This is a genomic window from Pseudoalteromonas translucida KMM 520 (assembly GCF_001465295.1).
GTDB classification, from domain to species: Bacteria; Pseudomonadota; Gammaproteobacteria; order Enterobacterales; family Alteromonadaceae; genus Pseudoalteromonas; species Pseudoalteromonas translucida.
Genome location: NZ_CP011034.1, coordinates 2723268 through 2738015, shown reverse-complemented (window position 1 = coordinate 2738015; position 14748 = coordinate 2723268). Strand labels below are relative to the sequence as shown.

Genomic DNA, 14748 nt, shown 5'->3' with positions numbered 1-14748 from the left:
TTGTCGCTAACGGCGATTATGTTGATCTGGACACATATTCTGCTCAAATATTTACTGTATGTTAAGAGTAAGCTGAAAGGAATTTATCGTATTACAAATAACCCTCAGTTGCTAAAACGGCTTACTAGTTTATTGATTTGCAAAGATCGCTTTATAAGTTATCAATAGTTACATCAGTAATATAAAGCTTCGCCATAAAATTGCGTCATGTACATTTAACAGGAGAGTAATAATGAGAGAATATAAAAGGTTATGGTGGGCCCTTTTAGGAGTCGTCGCAGTCACCTTTTCATTATTAGGTTACTACGGCACAGAAATTTACCGTGAAGCACCGCCAATACCAGCCGCGTTTGTATCAGAAAGTGGCAAAGTGTTAACCACAGAGGAGCAAATACTTGACGGGCAAACTGCTTGGCAATCTGTTGGTGGCATGCAATTAGGTTCGGTTTGGGGGCATGGAGCTTATCAAGCGCCAGATTGGACCGCTGACTGGTTGCATCGCGAGCTAGTGAGTTGGTTAAATTTAGCTGCACAAGATCAATTTGGTGCAGCATACGATGAACTCAATGAGCAGCAGCAACATATGCTGCGCTATGATCTTAAAAAAGATTATAGAACAAACACTTATAATACAGAAGCCAACACTGTGAGCTTGTCGTCGCGACGTATGCAGGCAATAGCGCAAACCAGTGATTATTATAATGCGTTGTTTGGTGGCGCAGCTGAGCTACAGCAAACCCGTGCTAACTATGCAATGAAAGAAGTTACTTTGCCCAGTGCTGAGCGCAGAGCGCGTTTAAACGAGTTTTTCTTTTGGACGGCTTGGGCGGCATCTACTGAGCGTTTAGATGGGAATGCAACCTATACCAATAACTGGCCGCATGAGCCATTAATTGATAATAAACCCACTACCGAAAACATAGTATGGTCGCTGGTCAGTATTGTGTTACTGGTTGCAGGAATTGGAGCATTAGTGTGGGCGTGGGCATTTTTACGCAGGCAGGATGACGAAGAGCCAATCGTGCCAAAAACAGATCCTATTTTATCTTTTAACTTAACGCCTTCGCAAAAATCTTTAGGTAAATACTTATTTTTAATTGTAGCCTTGTTTACCTTTCAAATATTTGTAGGGGCATTTACCGCTCATTATACCGTTGAAGGGCAGGGCTTTTATGGCGTGCAAACCTCTGAATGGTTCCCCTATAGTTTAGTGCGAACTTGGCATATTCAGTCGGCGTTATTTTGGATTGCAACAGGCTTTTTAGCGGCAGGTTTGTTTTTAGCTCCAATTATTAATGGTGGCGAAGATCCTAAATTTCAAAAGCTGGGTGTTGATGTATTGTTTTGGGCGTTAGTATTGGTAGTCGTTGGCTCGTTTATTGGTCAGTACTTAGCAATTGCGCAAATAATGCCGCCAGAACTAAACTTTTGGTTAGGCCATCAGGGCTATGAATACATTGATTTAGGACGACTATGGCAAATTGGTAAGTTTGTTGGAATATTGCTGTGGTTAGTATTAATGATGCGTTGTATTACACCCACTTTAAATAAAGAGGGTGATAAAAACTTACTGGTCTTATTTATGCTGTCGGTAATTGCGATTGGCTTATTTTATGGTGCGGGTTTTTTCTACGGCGAGCGTACGCATATTTCAGTAATGGAATATTGGCGCTGGTGGATTGTGCATTTATGGGTAGAAGGTTTCTTTGAAGTATTTGCCACAACTGCACTGGCCTTTATATTTTTTAATATGGGTTTAGTGTCTAAACGTATGGCTACAGTGGCTTCGTTAGCGTCTGCTTCGCTGTTTATGTTAGGCGGTGTTCCGGGGACTTTCCATCACTTGTACTTTTCGGGTACAACTACACCGGTTATGGCTGTAGGTGCAACCTTTAGTGCGCTTGAAGTAGTACCACTTATAGTGCTTGGTCATGAAGCGTGGGAGCATTATAAATTTAAAACGCGTGCGCCTTGGATGGAAAATGTTAAATGGCCAACTATGTATTTTGTAGCCGTTGCGTTTTGGAATATGTTAGGTGCAGGTGTGCTGGGCTTTATGATCAACCCACCAATTGCTTTGTATTATATTCAAGGACTTAATACCACAGCAACACATGCCCATGCAGCCTTATTTGGCGTTTATGGCTTTTTAGCGTTGGGCTTTACACTACTCATATTAAGATACATTCGCCCGCATTTAAAATTTGATGAAGGCTTAATGAAAACCTCTTTTTGGTGGATGAATATAGGGCTAGCGTTAATGCTATTCACTAGTTTATTACCGGTTGGTATTATTCAATTTGTTGCCAGCGCATCAGAGGGACTTTGGTATGCACGTAGCGAAGCATTAATGCAAAGCGATACTTTGGTAACGCTACGTTGGGTGCGCACTATTGGCGATGTAGTATTTATGGTGGGCGCATTAGCGGTTACTTGGCAAGTTGTTAAAGGGGTATTTAGCTCGCCAGAAAAAGCAGTTAAAACGCCCTAGTTATATTGTAAATATATAAAATAAAGTTAAACAAAAATGACGCTAAACAGCGTCATTTTTTATTGGTGTTTTTACTCTAGTGAGTTTTGGTTACTATGTAGTTTGTTAAATATTTTGCATAACAGCTCAAAATAACAAGGTAATTATTTGCATTGCTCAGTGCATTGCGCATTATCTACTTACACACGTCAAAATGTTCTATAACAGCACTGCGCAGTGTTGCTAAAGGCAGATAATAAAAAGGAACACAGATGAAACGCTCATTAATCTCATTAGCTATTGGCTTATCAAGCCTAGGGGCATTTAATGCCAGTGCAAATATTAATATCGATAAACAGATAAACCAGGTTGAAGATAAGGTGATTGAATGGCGTCGCGATTTTCATCAGCACCCAGAGTTAAGCAACCGCGAAACACGTACCGCTGCGATTGTAGCTCACCATTTAAAGGCCTTGGGGATGCAGGTTGAAACCGACATTGCCTACACTGGTGTAGTGGGGATTTTAAAAGGCGGTAAGCCGGGGCCAACAGTAATGCTGCGTGCTGATATGGATGCACTGCCAGTAACCGAAAAAGCCGATGTGCCTTTTAAATCACTGGTAACTACCAAGTATAATGGGGTTGATGTTGGGGTTATGCATGCCTGTGGGCACGACACGCATGTGGCTATGCTAATGGGTGCAGCTGAAGTATTAGCCGCTGTAAAAAATGAATTACACGGCGATATTATGTTTGTGTTTCAGCCAGCGGAAGAAGGCGCGCCACAAGGCGAAGAGGGCGGAGCTGAGTTAATGCTAAAAGAGGGGATATTTAAAAAGTATCAACCCGATGTGGCGTTTGGCATTCATGTTATGGCGGGATTAAACAGCGGCCAAATTGGCTATCGTAGTGGCCCAATTATGGCCAGTGCCGATCGCTTCGAAATAACGGTAAAAGGTAAACAAACACATGGTTCATCGCCTTGGGGTGGGGTCGATCCTATTTCAGTTGCTGCGCAAATTGTCTCAGGGGTTAATCACATTGTTAGTCGTCAAATAGATATAACTAAAGAGCCTGCCATTATCTCGTTTGGTAAAATAGCCGGCGGCGTACGTAATAATATTATTCCCGATAGTGTAGAAATGGTAGGTACTATTCGTAATTTTGATATGGATAACCGCCAACAAATTTTTGAAAAATTAACCACTACAGCTACGCATATTGCTAAAGCGTCGGGGGCCGAAGCACAGGTAAATATTTTTAAAGGTTACCCTGTAACGATTAATAACCCAGAGCTTACCGCGCAAATGCTGCCAACACTTAAAAATATAGTAGGCAAAGATAATCTGTTTGATGTGCCTAAAGTTACCGGTGCAGAAGACTTTTCTTTTTATGCTCAGCAAGTACCGGGTTTATTTTTGTTTTTAGGCGGCACGCCAACAGGGCAAGATGCTAAAACGGCACCAACCAACCATTCGCCGTACTTTTATGTTGATGAGTCAACGCTTAAAGTGGGCACTAAAGCAATGAGCCAGCTGGCGATTGACTATTTAGCTGCACAGCAAAAAAACTAACTTAAACTTGGCTCACGCTAGGGTTAAATAAATTACGGGCGCTAATAGAGGAGCGCCCGTGTTATTTTTGCAGTAATTAGCGTGTAAAAGCATTAGCAACTAGTATCAAAGAGCATAAGAAAGTACTCTCAAAGGTGTTTTTTTTACCAGTTCGGGTATTATCCGCCCCAACATAATTGATCGGTTGTAATTTATGACTCATTTAAGTGCAAAAGAAAATATTCAAGCCATTGTTAAAGCGATTAAGGCTGAAGAGACGAAGCTACGCGCTAAGCATCCATTATTAACGCATCAAAATACCTTGGGATTAGTTATTTTACTGTTATCTCTTGGGGCATTAGTTGGGGTTGGCTTTTTATATTATTTAGCCATTATTCCTGCGTGGTTATGTATTATTTTAGCTGCTATGGCTGCGTCTATTTCGCATGAGTTAGAGCATGATTTAATTCATAAACAGTATTTTAGTAATCAGCCATTTATGCATAATTTTATGATGCTAACTGTGTGGTTAATGCGCCCTAATACTATCAGCCCTTGGTATCGTCGTAAGTTACATTTACACCATCATAAAACTTCAGGCACACAACAAGACCTAGAAGAGCGTTTAGTGGGTAATGGTATTAAAAACCCTTTGTTACGCGCGCTGGTTATTGTGGATGGCTTATTAGGCTTATTAATTAACGCCAAACGCTTTTCTAAAGAGATTAAAGGCTTTCACTTTTTTAAGATATTTAATGCCGGTTTTCCTATTACCACCGCTTACTTTATTGTTTTATACAGCGTAATTATATTTCATGGTGTTAACTTATTTACTGGGCTTGCACAAAGCTCGCCGGCTTGGTTATTAAGCACTATGTCGTTATTTGAGTTTTTAATGGTGGTGTTAATTGTGCCTAATATTGTGCGCTCGAGCTCGCTAAATTTTGTTACCTCGTGCATGCATTACTATGGCGGTGTAACCAATATGCTGGAGCAAACCCATGTGTTAACCAGTCGAGTATTTATGCCGTTTCACTTGTTTTGCTTTAATTTTGGTAAAACCCACAGTATTCATCATTTTGTGCCAAATCAGCCGTTTTATTTACGCCAAATGCTAAGTAAAAAAGTGCTAAATGTAATGCGCGAACATGGCGTGCGTTTTAATGACTTTGCCAGTATTAAACAGGCAAATTTTTATAATGCTAACGCCAATTAAACTTTTAATTTAACTAAAACACCGTGGCAGTAATGATTGCAAAACCCACTGAAAATGAGCTAATTGCGCAATGTGTTGAAGCAATCAATTCAACTGGTTTTGCACAAAAAATAGTGAACTATATTGCTCATTTAGTGCAATTTGACTGCGCGGTGATTTTAGGCTGCAGAGCCCATAAACACCCCATTTATTTATACGACTCGATAGATACTCGCCGTGAGTTATTGTTTCAGCGCTATTTAACCAACTCGTTTATTAATGATCCCTTTTATATTGAACTGTCAAAAAATGGCCATGAAGGCGTGTATCGGTTAGTCGATATCAGCGCAAATAAAGACTTAGCAGCTTATACCCAGTACCAGCAACAGTTTTATAACGAAACCGGTTGGGTAGATGAGCTAAGTATAAGTGTGCGCACAGATGAAAGCCGCTGGATTGTTATTTATTTAGGTTTTTTAGAAAGCAAACAACGTTTTAGCGCCGCACAAAAAAGCACTCTAATAGCTCATTTTAGCCTTATAAAAGCATTATGCCGCCAACATTGGGGCAATAACTTATTATTGCTTGGGCCTTTAACTACCAGCGCTACAGGGCAATTAATTGAGCGTGGTTTAGATACCTTTGCCAACGAGCAACTTACCACCCGCGAGCGACAAATAGCTATGCTATTAGTGCAAGGCTGCGATTCTAACGATATTGCTAAGCAATTAAATATCACCTTAGGTACAGTTAAAAACCACCGTAAACGTATTTACGCACAATTAAAAGTGTCTTCGTTGAGTGAGTTTTTTCAGCTGTTTTTAAACCACTTAATCACTAGCGAATAAGGTTTATTGGCATAAACACTTGCCTTGCTTTAATGCTACTTTTACACCGTTAAACGGCGCTTCTACTTAAACTGATTAATATAAAGTACTTTCTATCCCTTTAGGGATATATGGTTGCTTAGCTGCTTTAATTAGTATTTTTACCCTAACTAATTAACACATGTGTGTGGGAAAAGTACAATGACAACACAATTACTGGAAGATATTACACATCGCGGCTTGGTTTCTCAGGTTAGCGATTTAGCGCAGCTTGAGCAGTTATTAGCAACCTCGCAAGTTGTGTATTGTGGTTTTGATCCTACCGCGGGCAGTTTACATATTGGCCACTTAGTACCTTTGCTAATGCTAAAGCGATTTAATGATGCCGGCCATAAAGCGGTGGCATTAATTGGTGGCGCAACTGGGTTAATTGGCGATCCAAGCTTTAAAGCCACCGAGCGCAGTTTAAACAGTAAAGAAACCGTACAAGGCTGGGTAGCAGATCTAAGCTCACAAGTAGAGAGTGTAATGAACCCGCATTTAAGCGAGCCAATTCAATTAAAAAATAATGCCGACTGGTTTAGCGGTATTGAAGTGTTAGATTTTTTTCGCGATGTAGGTAAGCACTTTTCAATTAATAATATGATCAACCGCGAGTCGGTAAAGCAACGTTTGCAACGCCCTGATCAAGGTTTATCGTTTACTGAATTTAGTTACACTTTATTGCAGTCGTACGACTTTGCTAAATTAAATAGCGAACTGGGTTGTAGTGTGCAAATTGGCGGCAACGATCAGTGGGGGAATATAGTAAGTGGGATTGATTTAACCCGCCGCTTAAATAAGCAAACTGTGTATGGATTAACTTTGCCACTTATTACTAAATCAGACGGTACTAAGTTTGGTAAAACGGAAGGCGGCGCAATTTGGCTTGATCCGAAAAAAACCTCACCGTATCGCTTTTACCAATTTTGGTTAAATTGTGACGATGCCGATGTATACAACTTTTTGCGTTTTTACACCTTTTTATCGGTAAAAAAAATTGAAGCCATTGAAGCAAATGACATTACCAGCCAACAAAAGCCTCAAGCGCAAGGTATTTTAGCCGAGCAATTAACCCGCTTTGTACATGGCGAACAAGGCTTAGCAAGCGCGCAGCGCATTACGCAACTATTGTTTAACGGCCAAGTGCAAACACTCACCTTGGCAGAGCTTGAGCAATTAGAGCAAGATGGGCTAGCCGTGCACGCAATTAGCGACGCGCAAATAAATATTGCTGAGTTATTGGTTAAAAGTGAACTGGCCAGCTCAAAGCGTACTGCGCGTGAGTTAATAAACGCGAATGCGATTAAAATTAATGGTGAGGCCATTACAGACGATCACGCGCAGCTAGATTTTCCGCTGTTTGATCGTTTTTGGGTAATACAGCGAGGCAAAAAGCAATTTAGGCTTATTAAGTTAGCTTAAAGTGTTAAAAACGTGCTGAATTGAACACTTTATGAAATAAAAAACGCACATAGCCTGTCTACTAATTAGGTTAATAGCCTTTTTGAGGTAGTACTATGTGTAGTTCAATGAAACGTAGCCGTGAGGTAAAAAAGTTACAGCTTAACTTTGAAAACGATCTTAGTAATGAGCAACGCTTGCGCTTTGCTGCTAAAGCAAATATAGCGCAAGCGCGCCGTGATGCGCTAAATAAAAACAGTGCTGGTAAGCATGTTGCTAAATCACGCTTTTTTAATTTATTTAGTTGGTTTAAGCACTATTTATCTAAATTTAGAGGCACTAAATAATTGCTTTAGGCTGTGGTGTTTTATTGCTATGCAGGTACACTTTTAATATAAAACTCGTGTAATAGCGAAGCGCCGTTAAAGGTGGAGCTCGTTAAAAATAATGGATATATAAAATGAACATAACTGGAAGCTGTTACTGCGGCGACATAAAATACCAAGCGAAAACACAAAGTAACACGCTATTAGTGTGCCACTGTAGTGATTGCCAACGCATGTCGAGCGGGCCATTTAGAGCGGTAATAATGAGTGAACCTAACGGCGTTACTTTTACCCAAGGTAAGCCTAAAGAATATATAAAAACGGCGCAAAGTGGTAATAAACGTGCGCAAGGGTTTTGTGGCAATTGTGGCACCTCACTTTATGCTACCAACGAAGCGACAGAAGACCGTGTATATGGCCTTAGAATAGGAGCGGTTGAACAACGCGATGAGTTTACGCCAGTAGCGCAAATTTGGTGTCAGTCTAGCGTTAGTTGGCTGAACGATTTAGTGCAAGTGCCTGCATTTGCCACCACCCCAAAAAATTAGGTTTATGATGAAAAAAATAACATTAATTACCTTATTCGCCAGTGTATTGAGCAGTGGTTTTGCTAATGCAAAAAACAGTGATATTGAGCACTTAAATACGGCTTCAGCAAGTTTACCATTTTCGCAAATTGTAAGGGTCGATAATACCTTGTATATGTCGGGTCAAATAGGGCTTACAAGCAGTGGTAAACTAGCACAAGGAGGTTTTGCAGCAGAGACTAAGCAAACGCTAGAAAATATAAAAAGCACCCTAGAGCAGCATAATTACAGCATGAAAAACATAGTAAAGTGTACGGTTATGCTAACCGACATAAATGACTTTAAAACGTTTAATAAAATATATGCTGAATATTTTACCCCGCCATATCCTGCACGCAGTGCATTTGCAGTAAAAGCATTAGCACTAAACTCAGTTGTAGAGGTTGAATGTATTGGCGCTGTTTAAGCTAAATATATAAAAGTGGGCTAAATAATAATTAGCTCTAAAAAGTGGGCTAATGTAATGATTACACAGCCCACCTTTAATTAACGCTTAGGCTTTGTTGCGCATAGTAATATTACGCCCGCCTAGATAGCCAAACACTGCACACAGCGCGCTCGCACCCGCGCAAAACCACAACGTAGATGCCCAGTTACCAAAATAACTATGTAGCGCACCTGCAATAATAGGCCCAGTAGCGGCAAGTAAATAACCAATACACTGAGCCATACCAGAAAGCGCCGCAGCTTGATGTGAGTCGTGAGTACGTAAACTAATAAACGACAAGCCCAATATAAAGCATGCGCCCGAGCAAAACCCCATAGTGATTGACCAAACAGACGCATAGTCTGGCATATACAACAGTCCTATAGACGACAGGCTTGCCAACACTCCTAAAACAAAGGTGAGTACGCGCTGATCTTTTAGTTTTGCTAATAACGGAATTAAGATAATACCGGGCAAAGCCGAGGCCACCTGAAATGAGCCTTGCAGCGCACCCGCTTGTTGTGCGCTGTGGCCACTGTCTATTAAAATGCTCGGCAACCAGCCAATAATTATATAAGTAAATAATGAGTTACAGCCAAGCAGTAAGGTAATTTGCCACGCAAGGGCTTGACGCCACACTTTAACGTCGCCGGTGTTTTCAACCAGATCTTTAGTCGGTTTAGTGCGTAGCTTTAATTGCGGTAACCAAATAAATAAACTTATTAAAGTAATTAACGCATAACTGGCTAAAGCAATTTGCCAGCCCATTTGTTTATATTCGGCAAGGGGAATAATTAACGCCGAGTAACTACCGCCAAAAATACCCATAGCAAGCACATACGCCGATGTCATTACTGCTACTTTGTGTGCAAAGTCGCGCTTAATTAAACTCGGTAACAGCACATTTCCTATCGCAATACCCACCCCAATGACGGCAGTGCCTAAATAAAGTACCGGCACAGAATCGATCATGCGTGATGCTAAGCCTAAGCCAATTAAAATAAGGGCAATAAATAGCGATACTTCTAAGCCTTGCCTTTTAGCTAAACTAGTGGCTAATGGGCTTGCTAAAGCAAATGCAATTAACGGTAAGGTGGTAAGCATACCGGCTTGTGATGCGCTTAAATTAAAACTAAGAATTATTTGGTCCAGCACGGGGGCTAAACCAGTCACTGGCGCACGTAAGTTACTGGCAATAAGTAAAATACCCAGTACTAATAATGCGTAAGATAAGCGAGATTGAGATTGTTGAGTTAACAAGGTAAACGTCCTAGCAGGTTGGTTATTTAGCAAGAAGCAATAGAGACTAGTATAAAGGCTAAGTCATCACTATAATTTAGTAAAAGAGACATTAAATAACTAAAAACAGACAAAATGCAGCTACCCCAAGATTGGAATGAAATAAAAAACTTTGAAATCATGCCGCAGCCGGTTATAGCTAAAATAGAATATGCCCAGCTTAGCCGTGAAATTCCGCTGCATACCCATCCAAAAGGACAGTTAATTTTAGCCCTACACGGTTATGTTACCTGTGAAGTGGCAACAAAAATGTGGATGGTGCCTACGCATAGTGCCATTTGGATCCCGGCAAATGTTGAGCACAGTAATAGAGCATCTGATAATGCGCATTTATGCCATTTATTTATTGATGCAAATTTACAAGGTATGCCAAGTACAGCCTGTACATTAACCATTAGCCCATTAATAAAAGAGTTAATGCTTAGTTTGGCAAGTAATCAGCAAAACTATAGCTTAACGGGTAAAACCGCGCGGCTTGCACAGGTATTATTTGATCAGCTGGTAGATATGCCAATTCAACCTTTAGACTTTGTACTATCAAAAAATAGTGTCATTAAAAATATGAGTAATCAGCTTATTAGTCAGCCTTATAGCCGCAAAACACTGCCACAATGGGCACAGCAATTTGCTTTAACTGAGCGTACTTTAGCGCGGTTAATAAAAAAAGAAACCGGTATGACCTTTGGAAAATGGCGCACTCAATTGCATATTATAATTGCACTGCAGGCGTTGTCTAATCAGCAAAGTGTGCAGCAAGTATCGGAGCTATTAGGTTATGAGTCGGTGAGTGCGTTTATTACTATGTTTAAAAAAGTAATGAAAAAATCGCCCATGCGTTACATGAGCGATCTGGATGTTTACCAGCTATAAGTTGCCGAGATCATGGCGTTACGTGGCCGCCCTGGAAAGTAGCGGTCGCCGGTAAAGCTAGTGTAATCGGCGCGCTCGGCATAAGCGGTATCGGTTAGGTTAATAATATGCGCGGCAAGCGCTAAGTTATTTGTTACTTGCCACTGTGCTCGTAAACTTAAAATGTCATGCCCGTCATAACTGTGTAAGTTTTCAGGGTCGGTATAGTAACGGCCAACATGATGCCATTGCAGCGCCACATTGGCGTTATTAAACGCCTGCCAGGTTAAATCTAAGTTGGCAATTTTACGCGGCGCGGTATCAACATCATTACCTTTAATATTGATATTATTGAGTATTTGCTCATTAGTATAACTATGTTTGGCATAACTGGCGGCAAAGTTAACTGACCAAGCTGAGGTAAGAGCATGCTCAAGTTCAAGCTCAACCCCACGGTGGCGCGAACTGCCATTATTAACGGTAAAAAAGTCGCTGTCGCGGTAAATAGCATGGTGCTTACTCATAGCATAAACCGATAAATTATAACGACTATTTTGATAAACGCCTTTTAAGCCAAACTCAGCATTATTAGCTATTTCGGCACTTAAATTAGTGGTGCTTTGCTGGCGTTGTAACTGATATAGCTCGGCGGCTTGTGGTGCTCGGTAGCCACGCGAAAAGTTAGCATAAAGCAGGTTATTAACAGTGTACTGATAGCTAACTCCAAGCTTTGGCGATAAGTTACTAAAATTATTTTTTGTACTTGCAGGGCGGCTATATCGGCAACCACCAAATCCGCACTCTGTACCGTCTTCTTTCGTGCGCCCCGCTAACATGTTATTAGTGTAGTCGTATTGCATGTGCTCATAACGAGCGCCAACAGTCACTAACCAATCGTTTAATTGCAGATCGACACTGGCAAAAGGTGCATATAAAGTGGCATTTACGTCGTAATCGTAATGCTTACCTTGGGGCACTGTAGCCACTAAAAATGCTGAGCCTTGAGTTGGCTTATTTTGACTTTGTAAAAAGTCGGCGCGGGTGTATTCGCCATCTAAGCCAACGTTAAGTTTAATATTATCCTCTAGCTGATGCTGATAAAGCGACTGTAGCCCCACACCGGTTTGACTGTTGTACTCTAGTGGCGTACCAGGTAAAAAATGCTTAAAAAAGTCCATACTTTGGTTACGAAAATACACCGTTGTTGAGAGCGTATCGTCATTTAGCTGCCAAGTCGCGTTACTCCATACTCGTAACGAACGTGCTTTTCTAAACGCATCCGGATCAAAGTTTTGTTGGGCTATGCTCTCGTCTTTATAGCTTTTAAAGCCGGTAATAAAGCCTGCGGTTTGTTGATCTAAATGGGTATAAGTAAGCCCAGAGGTAAGCGCTAAATCGCTATTGTTATACCGGTGACGTAAGTTTACCTTTTGCTGTTTTACGCTTTCGTCATCGCGATAGCCACTGTCGTCGGTAATGCTGGCGTTAATACCTAACCCGCTGCTGCCCATATCGTGGCCAGCACGTAATTTATAACGGTTATAGCCAAACGAGCCATAATCTAACCCGATTAAGCCGCCATCTTGCGTTGTATCTGGGGTGATCACGTTAATAACCCCATGCACCGCATTTGAGCCATACAGGGCAGAGCCTGGGCCTTTAAGTACCTCTATACGCTGCGCCATTTCGCTATGTGCTTCAAACAACTCGTTTATATTACAAAACCCAGCTGCTCTTAGCGCAATACCATCCTCAAGTGTGAGTAAACCACCACAGGCACCTGCACCGGATAAAACAGGCGAGCGTAGTGCGGGTAAATACTCTTGCCCATTACCACGTTGTATATTCGCGCCAGCGACTCTTTGCATGGCTTCTTCAATATGCGTGGGGGCAATGGCATTTAATTGTGCCTCATTGAGCACGCTAATTATTACGGGTAACTTTGTACTAAGCGCCTCAACACGCGACGCAGTGGTTGTTATGAGCTCAATTGGCTGAGCATCATTTTGCTTGGCAATGGCTATAAGTGGCAGCTGAGAGAGTAACAGCAAAGAGGGTAAATAATGGCGTTTCATATATTCCTACACATTGATTATATGGTAATGGCGCTATGGTAAGCGTTAGGCAAACGTATTGAAATAACTTGCGTTAAACGGTGTTGCGTAAACGATAAAGCCGATAAGTAATTGATAAAATAAAGCACATAACAGCCGGCACTACTAAAGTTGCTACAGAAAATAATTCAAATAGCATAAACCCAATTACACCACCGCATAAAAACCCTAGGGTGATCAGTAAAAACACCATGAACTTTCGGCTATCTACAGCATCGCCTTTTAATGCGCGGCCCATCATTAAACCAAGGTCGGTAAAAATACCGGTTAAATGTGTAGTACGCACTACTGCGCCACTGTAATTGGTTGCCAACGCATTTTGTAAGCCACAAGCGGCAGACGCCAGCACTATGCCATAAACAAAGGAGCTATAAAGTAAGTAGGCACTGGCTAGCAGTAATAATCCTTCGATTAATAATAAAGTGTCGTAATGTCGGCCTAACTTTAACGAGCCACCGTTGAGTAAAAACCCCGACAACGCAGAGCCAAGCATAAAGCTTATTATTATACTAAACAGTAATAATGCCGCACTGCCATCACTCATTAATTTTATGCCAAATAAAGTAACAGAGCCCGACAAATGAGAAATAGCCTGATGTTCAAACCCTAATAAACCCACAGCGTTCACAATGCCGGCAATAAATGCCAGTGTAAATGCGCCATATTCAACCCAGCGTGGCAGCTTTGTAAACATAGTTAACTTCTCTATACTTGGTTATAGATATATTTAATATCATACACTTAAATTTTCTTCTTCTAAAATAATGATAAAAAATAACCGTAATTAAATGTATCTCTATTTTATATGGCTTAAGTTAAATTGATCGTGCAATTTTAGTGCTTCGTATTAGTTATTTTTTAAAGAGAAAATAACTATGTTTAACGCCCAGCAGCAATCGCGCATTATAGAAATGGCATGGGAGGATAGAACCCCGTTTGAAGCAATAGAGCAACTTTATGGCTTAAACTATTCGCAGTTGGTGGTTTTTATGAGCCAAAATATTGCCAGCGGCAGCTTTAAAGTATGGCGAAAACGCCACGCTGGGCGCAAAACCAAACATTTAAAGCTGCGTGATCCCGCCATTATGCGCAGCCATTGTAAAACGCAATATAAGCAGCGTTAAGATTACTTTATACAGAGTTTCATATGTTGTTCAGGCTAACTTGTTAATCTTGCGTTATTAACTAAAGCAGAGATTAACTATGTATAAAACCATTTATAGCGCATTAATTATTTTAATGTTGAGCTCATTTAGCGCACAAGCAAAGCACGACAAAGATGATTATTATGATAAGCACCATAATAAACATAGTAAATACGAGCATGGCTCAAACAAGCACTACAATAAAAAGCACCACAATAAAAAACATCATTCAAATAAGCATGAGTGGAAAAAATACCATAAAAAATATGACCGCCACGATAACCACTTATCTAAAAAAGAAGCTAAAAAGCTTATTCGTCAAGGGTGGACGCCACCGGGTTGGCACAAAAGTTACCACAGAGGTGATATTTTAGAGCGTGATATTTATAAGCGCGCCAAAGTAATAGACAGATACCGAGATAAAGGGACTGTACGCATAGAGGTAGATCGTACTATTATTCATATGGTACACGACACGCGCGAAATACTGTCTATTTTGAGTCGATAAACAAC

The 14748-nt window shown here is 40.8% G+C and carries 14 protein-coding genes; 11 read left to right on the top strand and 3 right to left on the bottom strand.

What is annotated here, in order from left to right:
* Positions 1-232 precede the first annotated feature (232 nt).
* The 8 genes from PTRA_RS12605 to PTRA_RS12570 all read left to right on the top strand — a co-directional run bounded on the left by PTRA_RS12605 (position 233) and on the right by PTRA_RS12570 (position 8807).
* A complete protein-coding gene (locus tag PTRA_RS12605; RefSeq protein ID WP_058374037.1) occupies positions 233-2491 on the top strand; it encodes a nitric-oxide reductase large subunit in 2259 nt (752 codons plus the stop codon).
* Positions 2492-2742: 251 nt separating this feature from the next.
* Complete coding sequence (locus tag PTRA_RS12600) at positions 2743-4044, top strand: M20 family metallopeptidase (RefSeq protein ID WP_058374036.1); 1302 nt, start codon at positions 2743-2745, stop codon at positions 4042-4044.
* 193 nt (positions 4045-4237) lie between these two features.
* A complete protein-coding gene (locus tag PTRA_RS12595) occupies positions 4238-5239 on the top strand; it encodes a fatty acid desaturase (protein ID WP_058374035.1) in 1002 nt (333 codons plus the stop codon).
* Positions 5240-5271: 32 nt separating this feature from the next.
* Complete coding sequence (locus tag PTRA_RS12590; RefSeq protein ID WP_058374034.1) at positions 5272-6066, top strand: LuxR C-terminal-related transcriptional regulator; 795 nt, start codon at positions 5272-5274, stop codon at positions 6064-6066.
* A 180-nt stretch (positions 6067-6246) separates the two neighbouring features.
* Positions 6247-7509, top strand: a complete 1263-nt coding sequence (gene tyrS / locus PTRA_RS12585) for a tyrosine--tRNA ligase (protein WP_058374033.1) — start codon at positions 6247-6249, stop codon at positions 7507-7509.
* A 107-nt stretch (positions 7510-7616) separates the two neighbouring features.
* A complete protein-coding gene (locus PTRA_RS12580) occupies positions 7617-7835 on the top strand; it encodes a hypothetical protein (RefSeq protein WP_099046592.1) in 219 nt (72 codons plus the stop codon).
* A gap of 113 nt (positions 7836-7948) precedes the next feature.
* The gene (locus tag PTRA_RS12575) at positions 7949-8362 is read left to right on the top strand and encodes a GFA family protein (RefSeq protein WP_058374031.1); all 414 of its coding nucleotides are present in this window, start codon (positions 7949-7951) and stop codon (positions 8360-8362) included.
* Between the two features lie 4 nt (positions 8363-8366).
* A complete protein-coding gene (locus PTRA_RS12570; RefSeq protein ID WP_069188191.1) occupies positions 8367-8807 on the top strand; it encodes a Rid family detoxifying hydrolase in 441 nt (146 codons plus the stop codon).
* Between the two features lie 87 nt (positions 8808-8894).
* Here PTRA_RS12570 and PTRA_RS12565 read toward each other — a convergent pair whose 3' ends face one another.
* Positions 8895-10088 (bottom strand): MFS transporter, encoded by a 1194-nt coding sequence (locus tag PTRA_RS12565; protein WP_011329059.1) that lies wholly within the window; start codon positions 10086-10088, stop codon positions 8895-8897.
* A gap of 114 nt (positions 10089-10202) precedes the next feature.
* Between PTRA_RS12565 and PTRA_RS12560 the strand changes: the two genes are divergently transcribed.
* On the top strand, positions 10203-10997 hold the full coding sequence (locus PTRA_RS12560; RefSeq protein ID WP_011329058.1) for an AraC family transcriptional regulator: 795 nt from the start codon (positions 10203-10205) through the stop codon (positions 10995-10997).
* On the opposite strand, the gene PTRA_RS12555 is transcribed toward PTRA_RS12560, so the two are convergent.
* Positions 10985-13051, bottom strand: coding sequence for a TonB-dependent receptor (locus tag PTRA_RS12555; RefSeq protein ID WP_058374029.1), 2067 nt, complete (start codon positions 13049-13051; stop codon positions 10985-10987). The two genes, PTRA_RS12560 and PTRA_RS12555, sit on opposite strands and share 13 nt — an antisense overlap.
* Before the next feature lie 73 nt (positions 13052-13124).
* Positions 13125-13784 (bottom strand): YoaK family protein, encoded by a 660-nt coding sequence (locus tag PTRA_RS12550; RefSeq protein WP_058374028.1) that lies wholly within the window; start codon positions 13782-13784, stop codon positions 13125-13127.
* Between the two features lie 181 nt (positions 13785-13965).
* On the opposite strand from PTRA_RS12550, the gene PTRA_RS12545 reads away from it, so the two are divergent.
* Complete coding sequence (locus tag PTRA_RS12545; RefSeq protein ID WP_058374027.1) at positions 13966-14214, top strand: TIGR03643 family protein; 249 nt, start codon at positions 13966-13968, stop codon at positions 14212-14214.
* 79 nt (positions 14215-14293) lie between these two features.
* Positions 14294-14743: a hypothetical protein gene (locus PTRA_RS12540; protein WP_058374026.1), complete on the top strand. Its 450-nt coding sequence runs from the start codon at positions 14294-14296 to the stop codon at positions 14741-14743.
* Positions 14744-14748: the final 5 nt, after the last annotated feature.

Coding starts and splice junctions, on each gene's coding strand:
- PTRA_RS12605 (WP_058374037.1), top strand. CDS start 233: ATGAGAGAATATAAAAGGTTATGGTGGGCCCTTTTAGGAGTCGTCGCA.
- PTRA_RS12600 (WP_058374036.1), top strand. CDS start 2,743: ATGAAACGCTCATTAATCTCATTAGCTATTGGCTTATCAAGCCTAGGG.
- PTRA_RS12595 (WP_058374035.1), top strand. CDS start 4,238: ATGACTCATTTAAGTGCAAAAGAAAATATTCAAGCCATTGTTAAAGCG.
- PTRA_RS12590 (WP_058374034.1), top strand. CDS start 5,272: ATGATTGCAAAACCCACTGAAAATGAGCTAATTGCGCAATGTGTTGAA.
- tyrS (WP_058374033.1), top strand. CDS start 6,247: ATGACAACACAATTACTGGAAGATATTACACATCGCGGCTTGGTTTCT.
- PTRA_RS12580 (WP_099046592.1), top strand. CDS start 7,617: ATGAAACGTAGCCGTGAGGTAAAAAAGTTACAGCTTAACTTTGAAAAC.
- PTRA_RS12575 (WP_058374031.1), top strand. CDS start 7,949: ATGAACATAACTGGAAGCTGTTACTGCGGCGACATAAAATACCAAGCG.
- PTRA_RS12570 (WP_069188191.1), top strand. CDS start 8,367: ATGATGAAAAAAATAACATTAATTACCTTATTCGCCAGTGTATTGAGC.
- PTRA_RS12560 (WP_011329058.1), top strand. CDS start 10,203: ATGCAGCTACCCCAAGATTGGAATGAAATAAAAAACTTTGAAATCATG.
- PTRA_RS12555 (WP_058374029.1), bottom strand. CDS start 13,051: ATGAAACGCCATTATTTACCCTCTTTGCTGTTACTCTCTCAGCTGCCA.
- PTRA_RS12550 (WP_058374028.1), bottom strand. CDS start 13,784: ATGTTTACAAAGCTGCCACGCTGGGTTGAATATGGCGCATTTACACTG.
- PTRA_RS12545 (WP_058374027.1), top strand. CDS start 13,966: ATGTTTAACGCCCAGCAGCAATCGCGCATTATAGAAATGGCATGGGAG.
- PTRA_RS12540 (WP_058374026.1), top strand. CDS start 14,294: ATGTATAAAACCATTTATAGCGCATTAATTATTTTAATGTTGAGCTCA.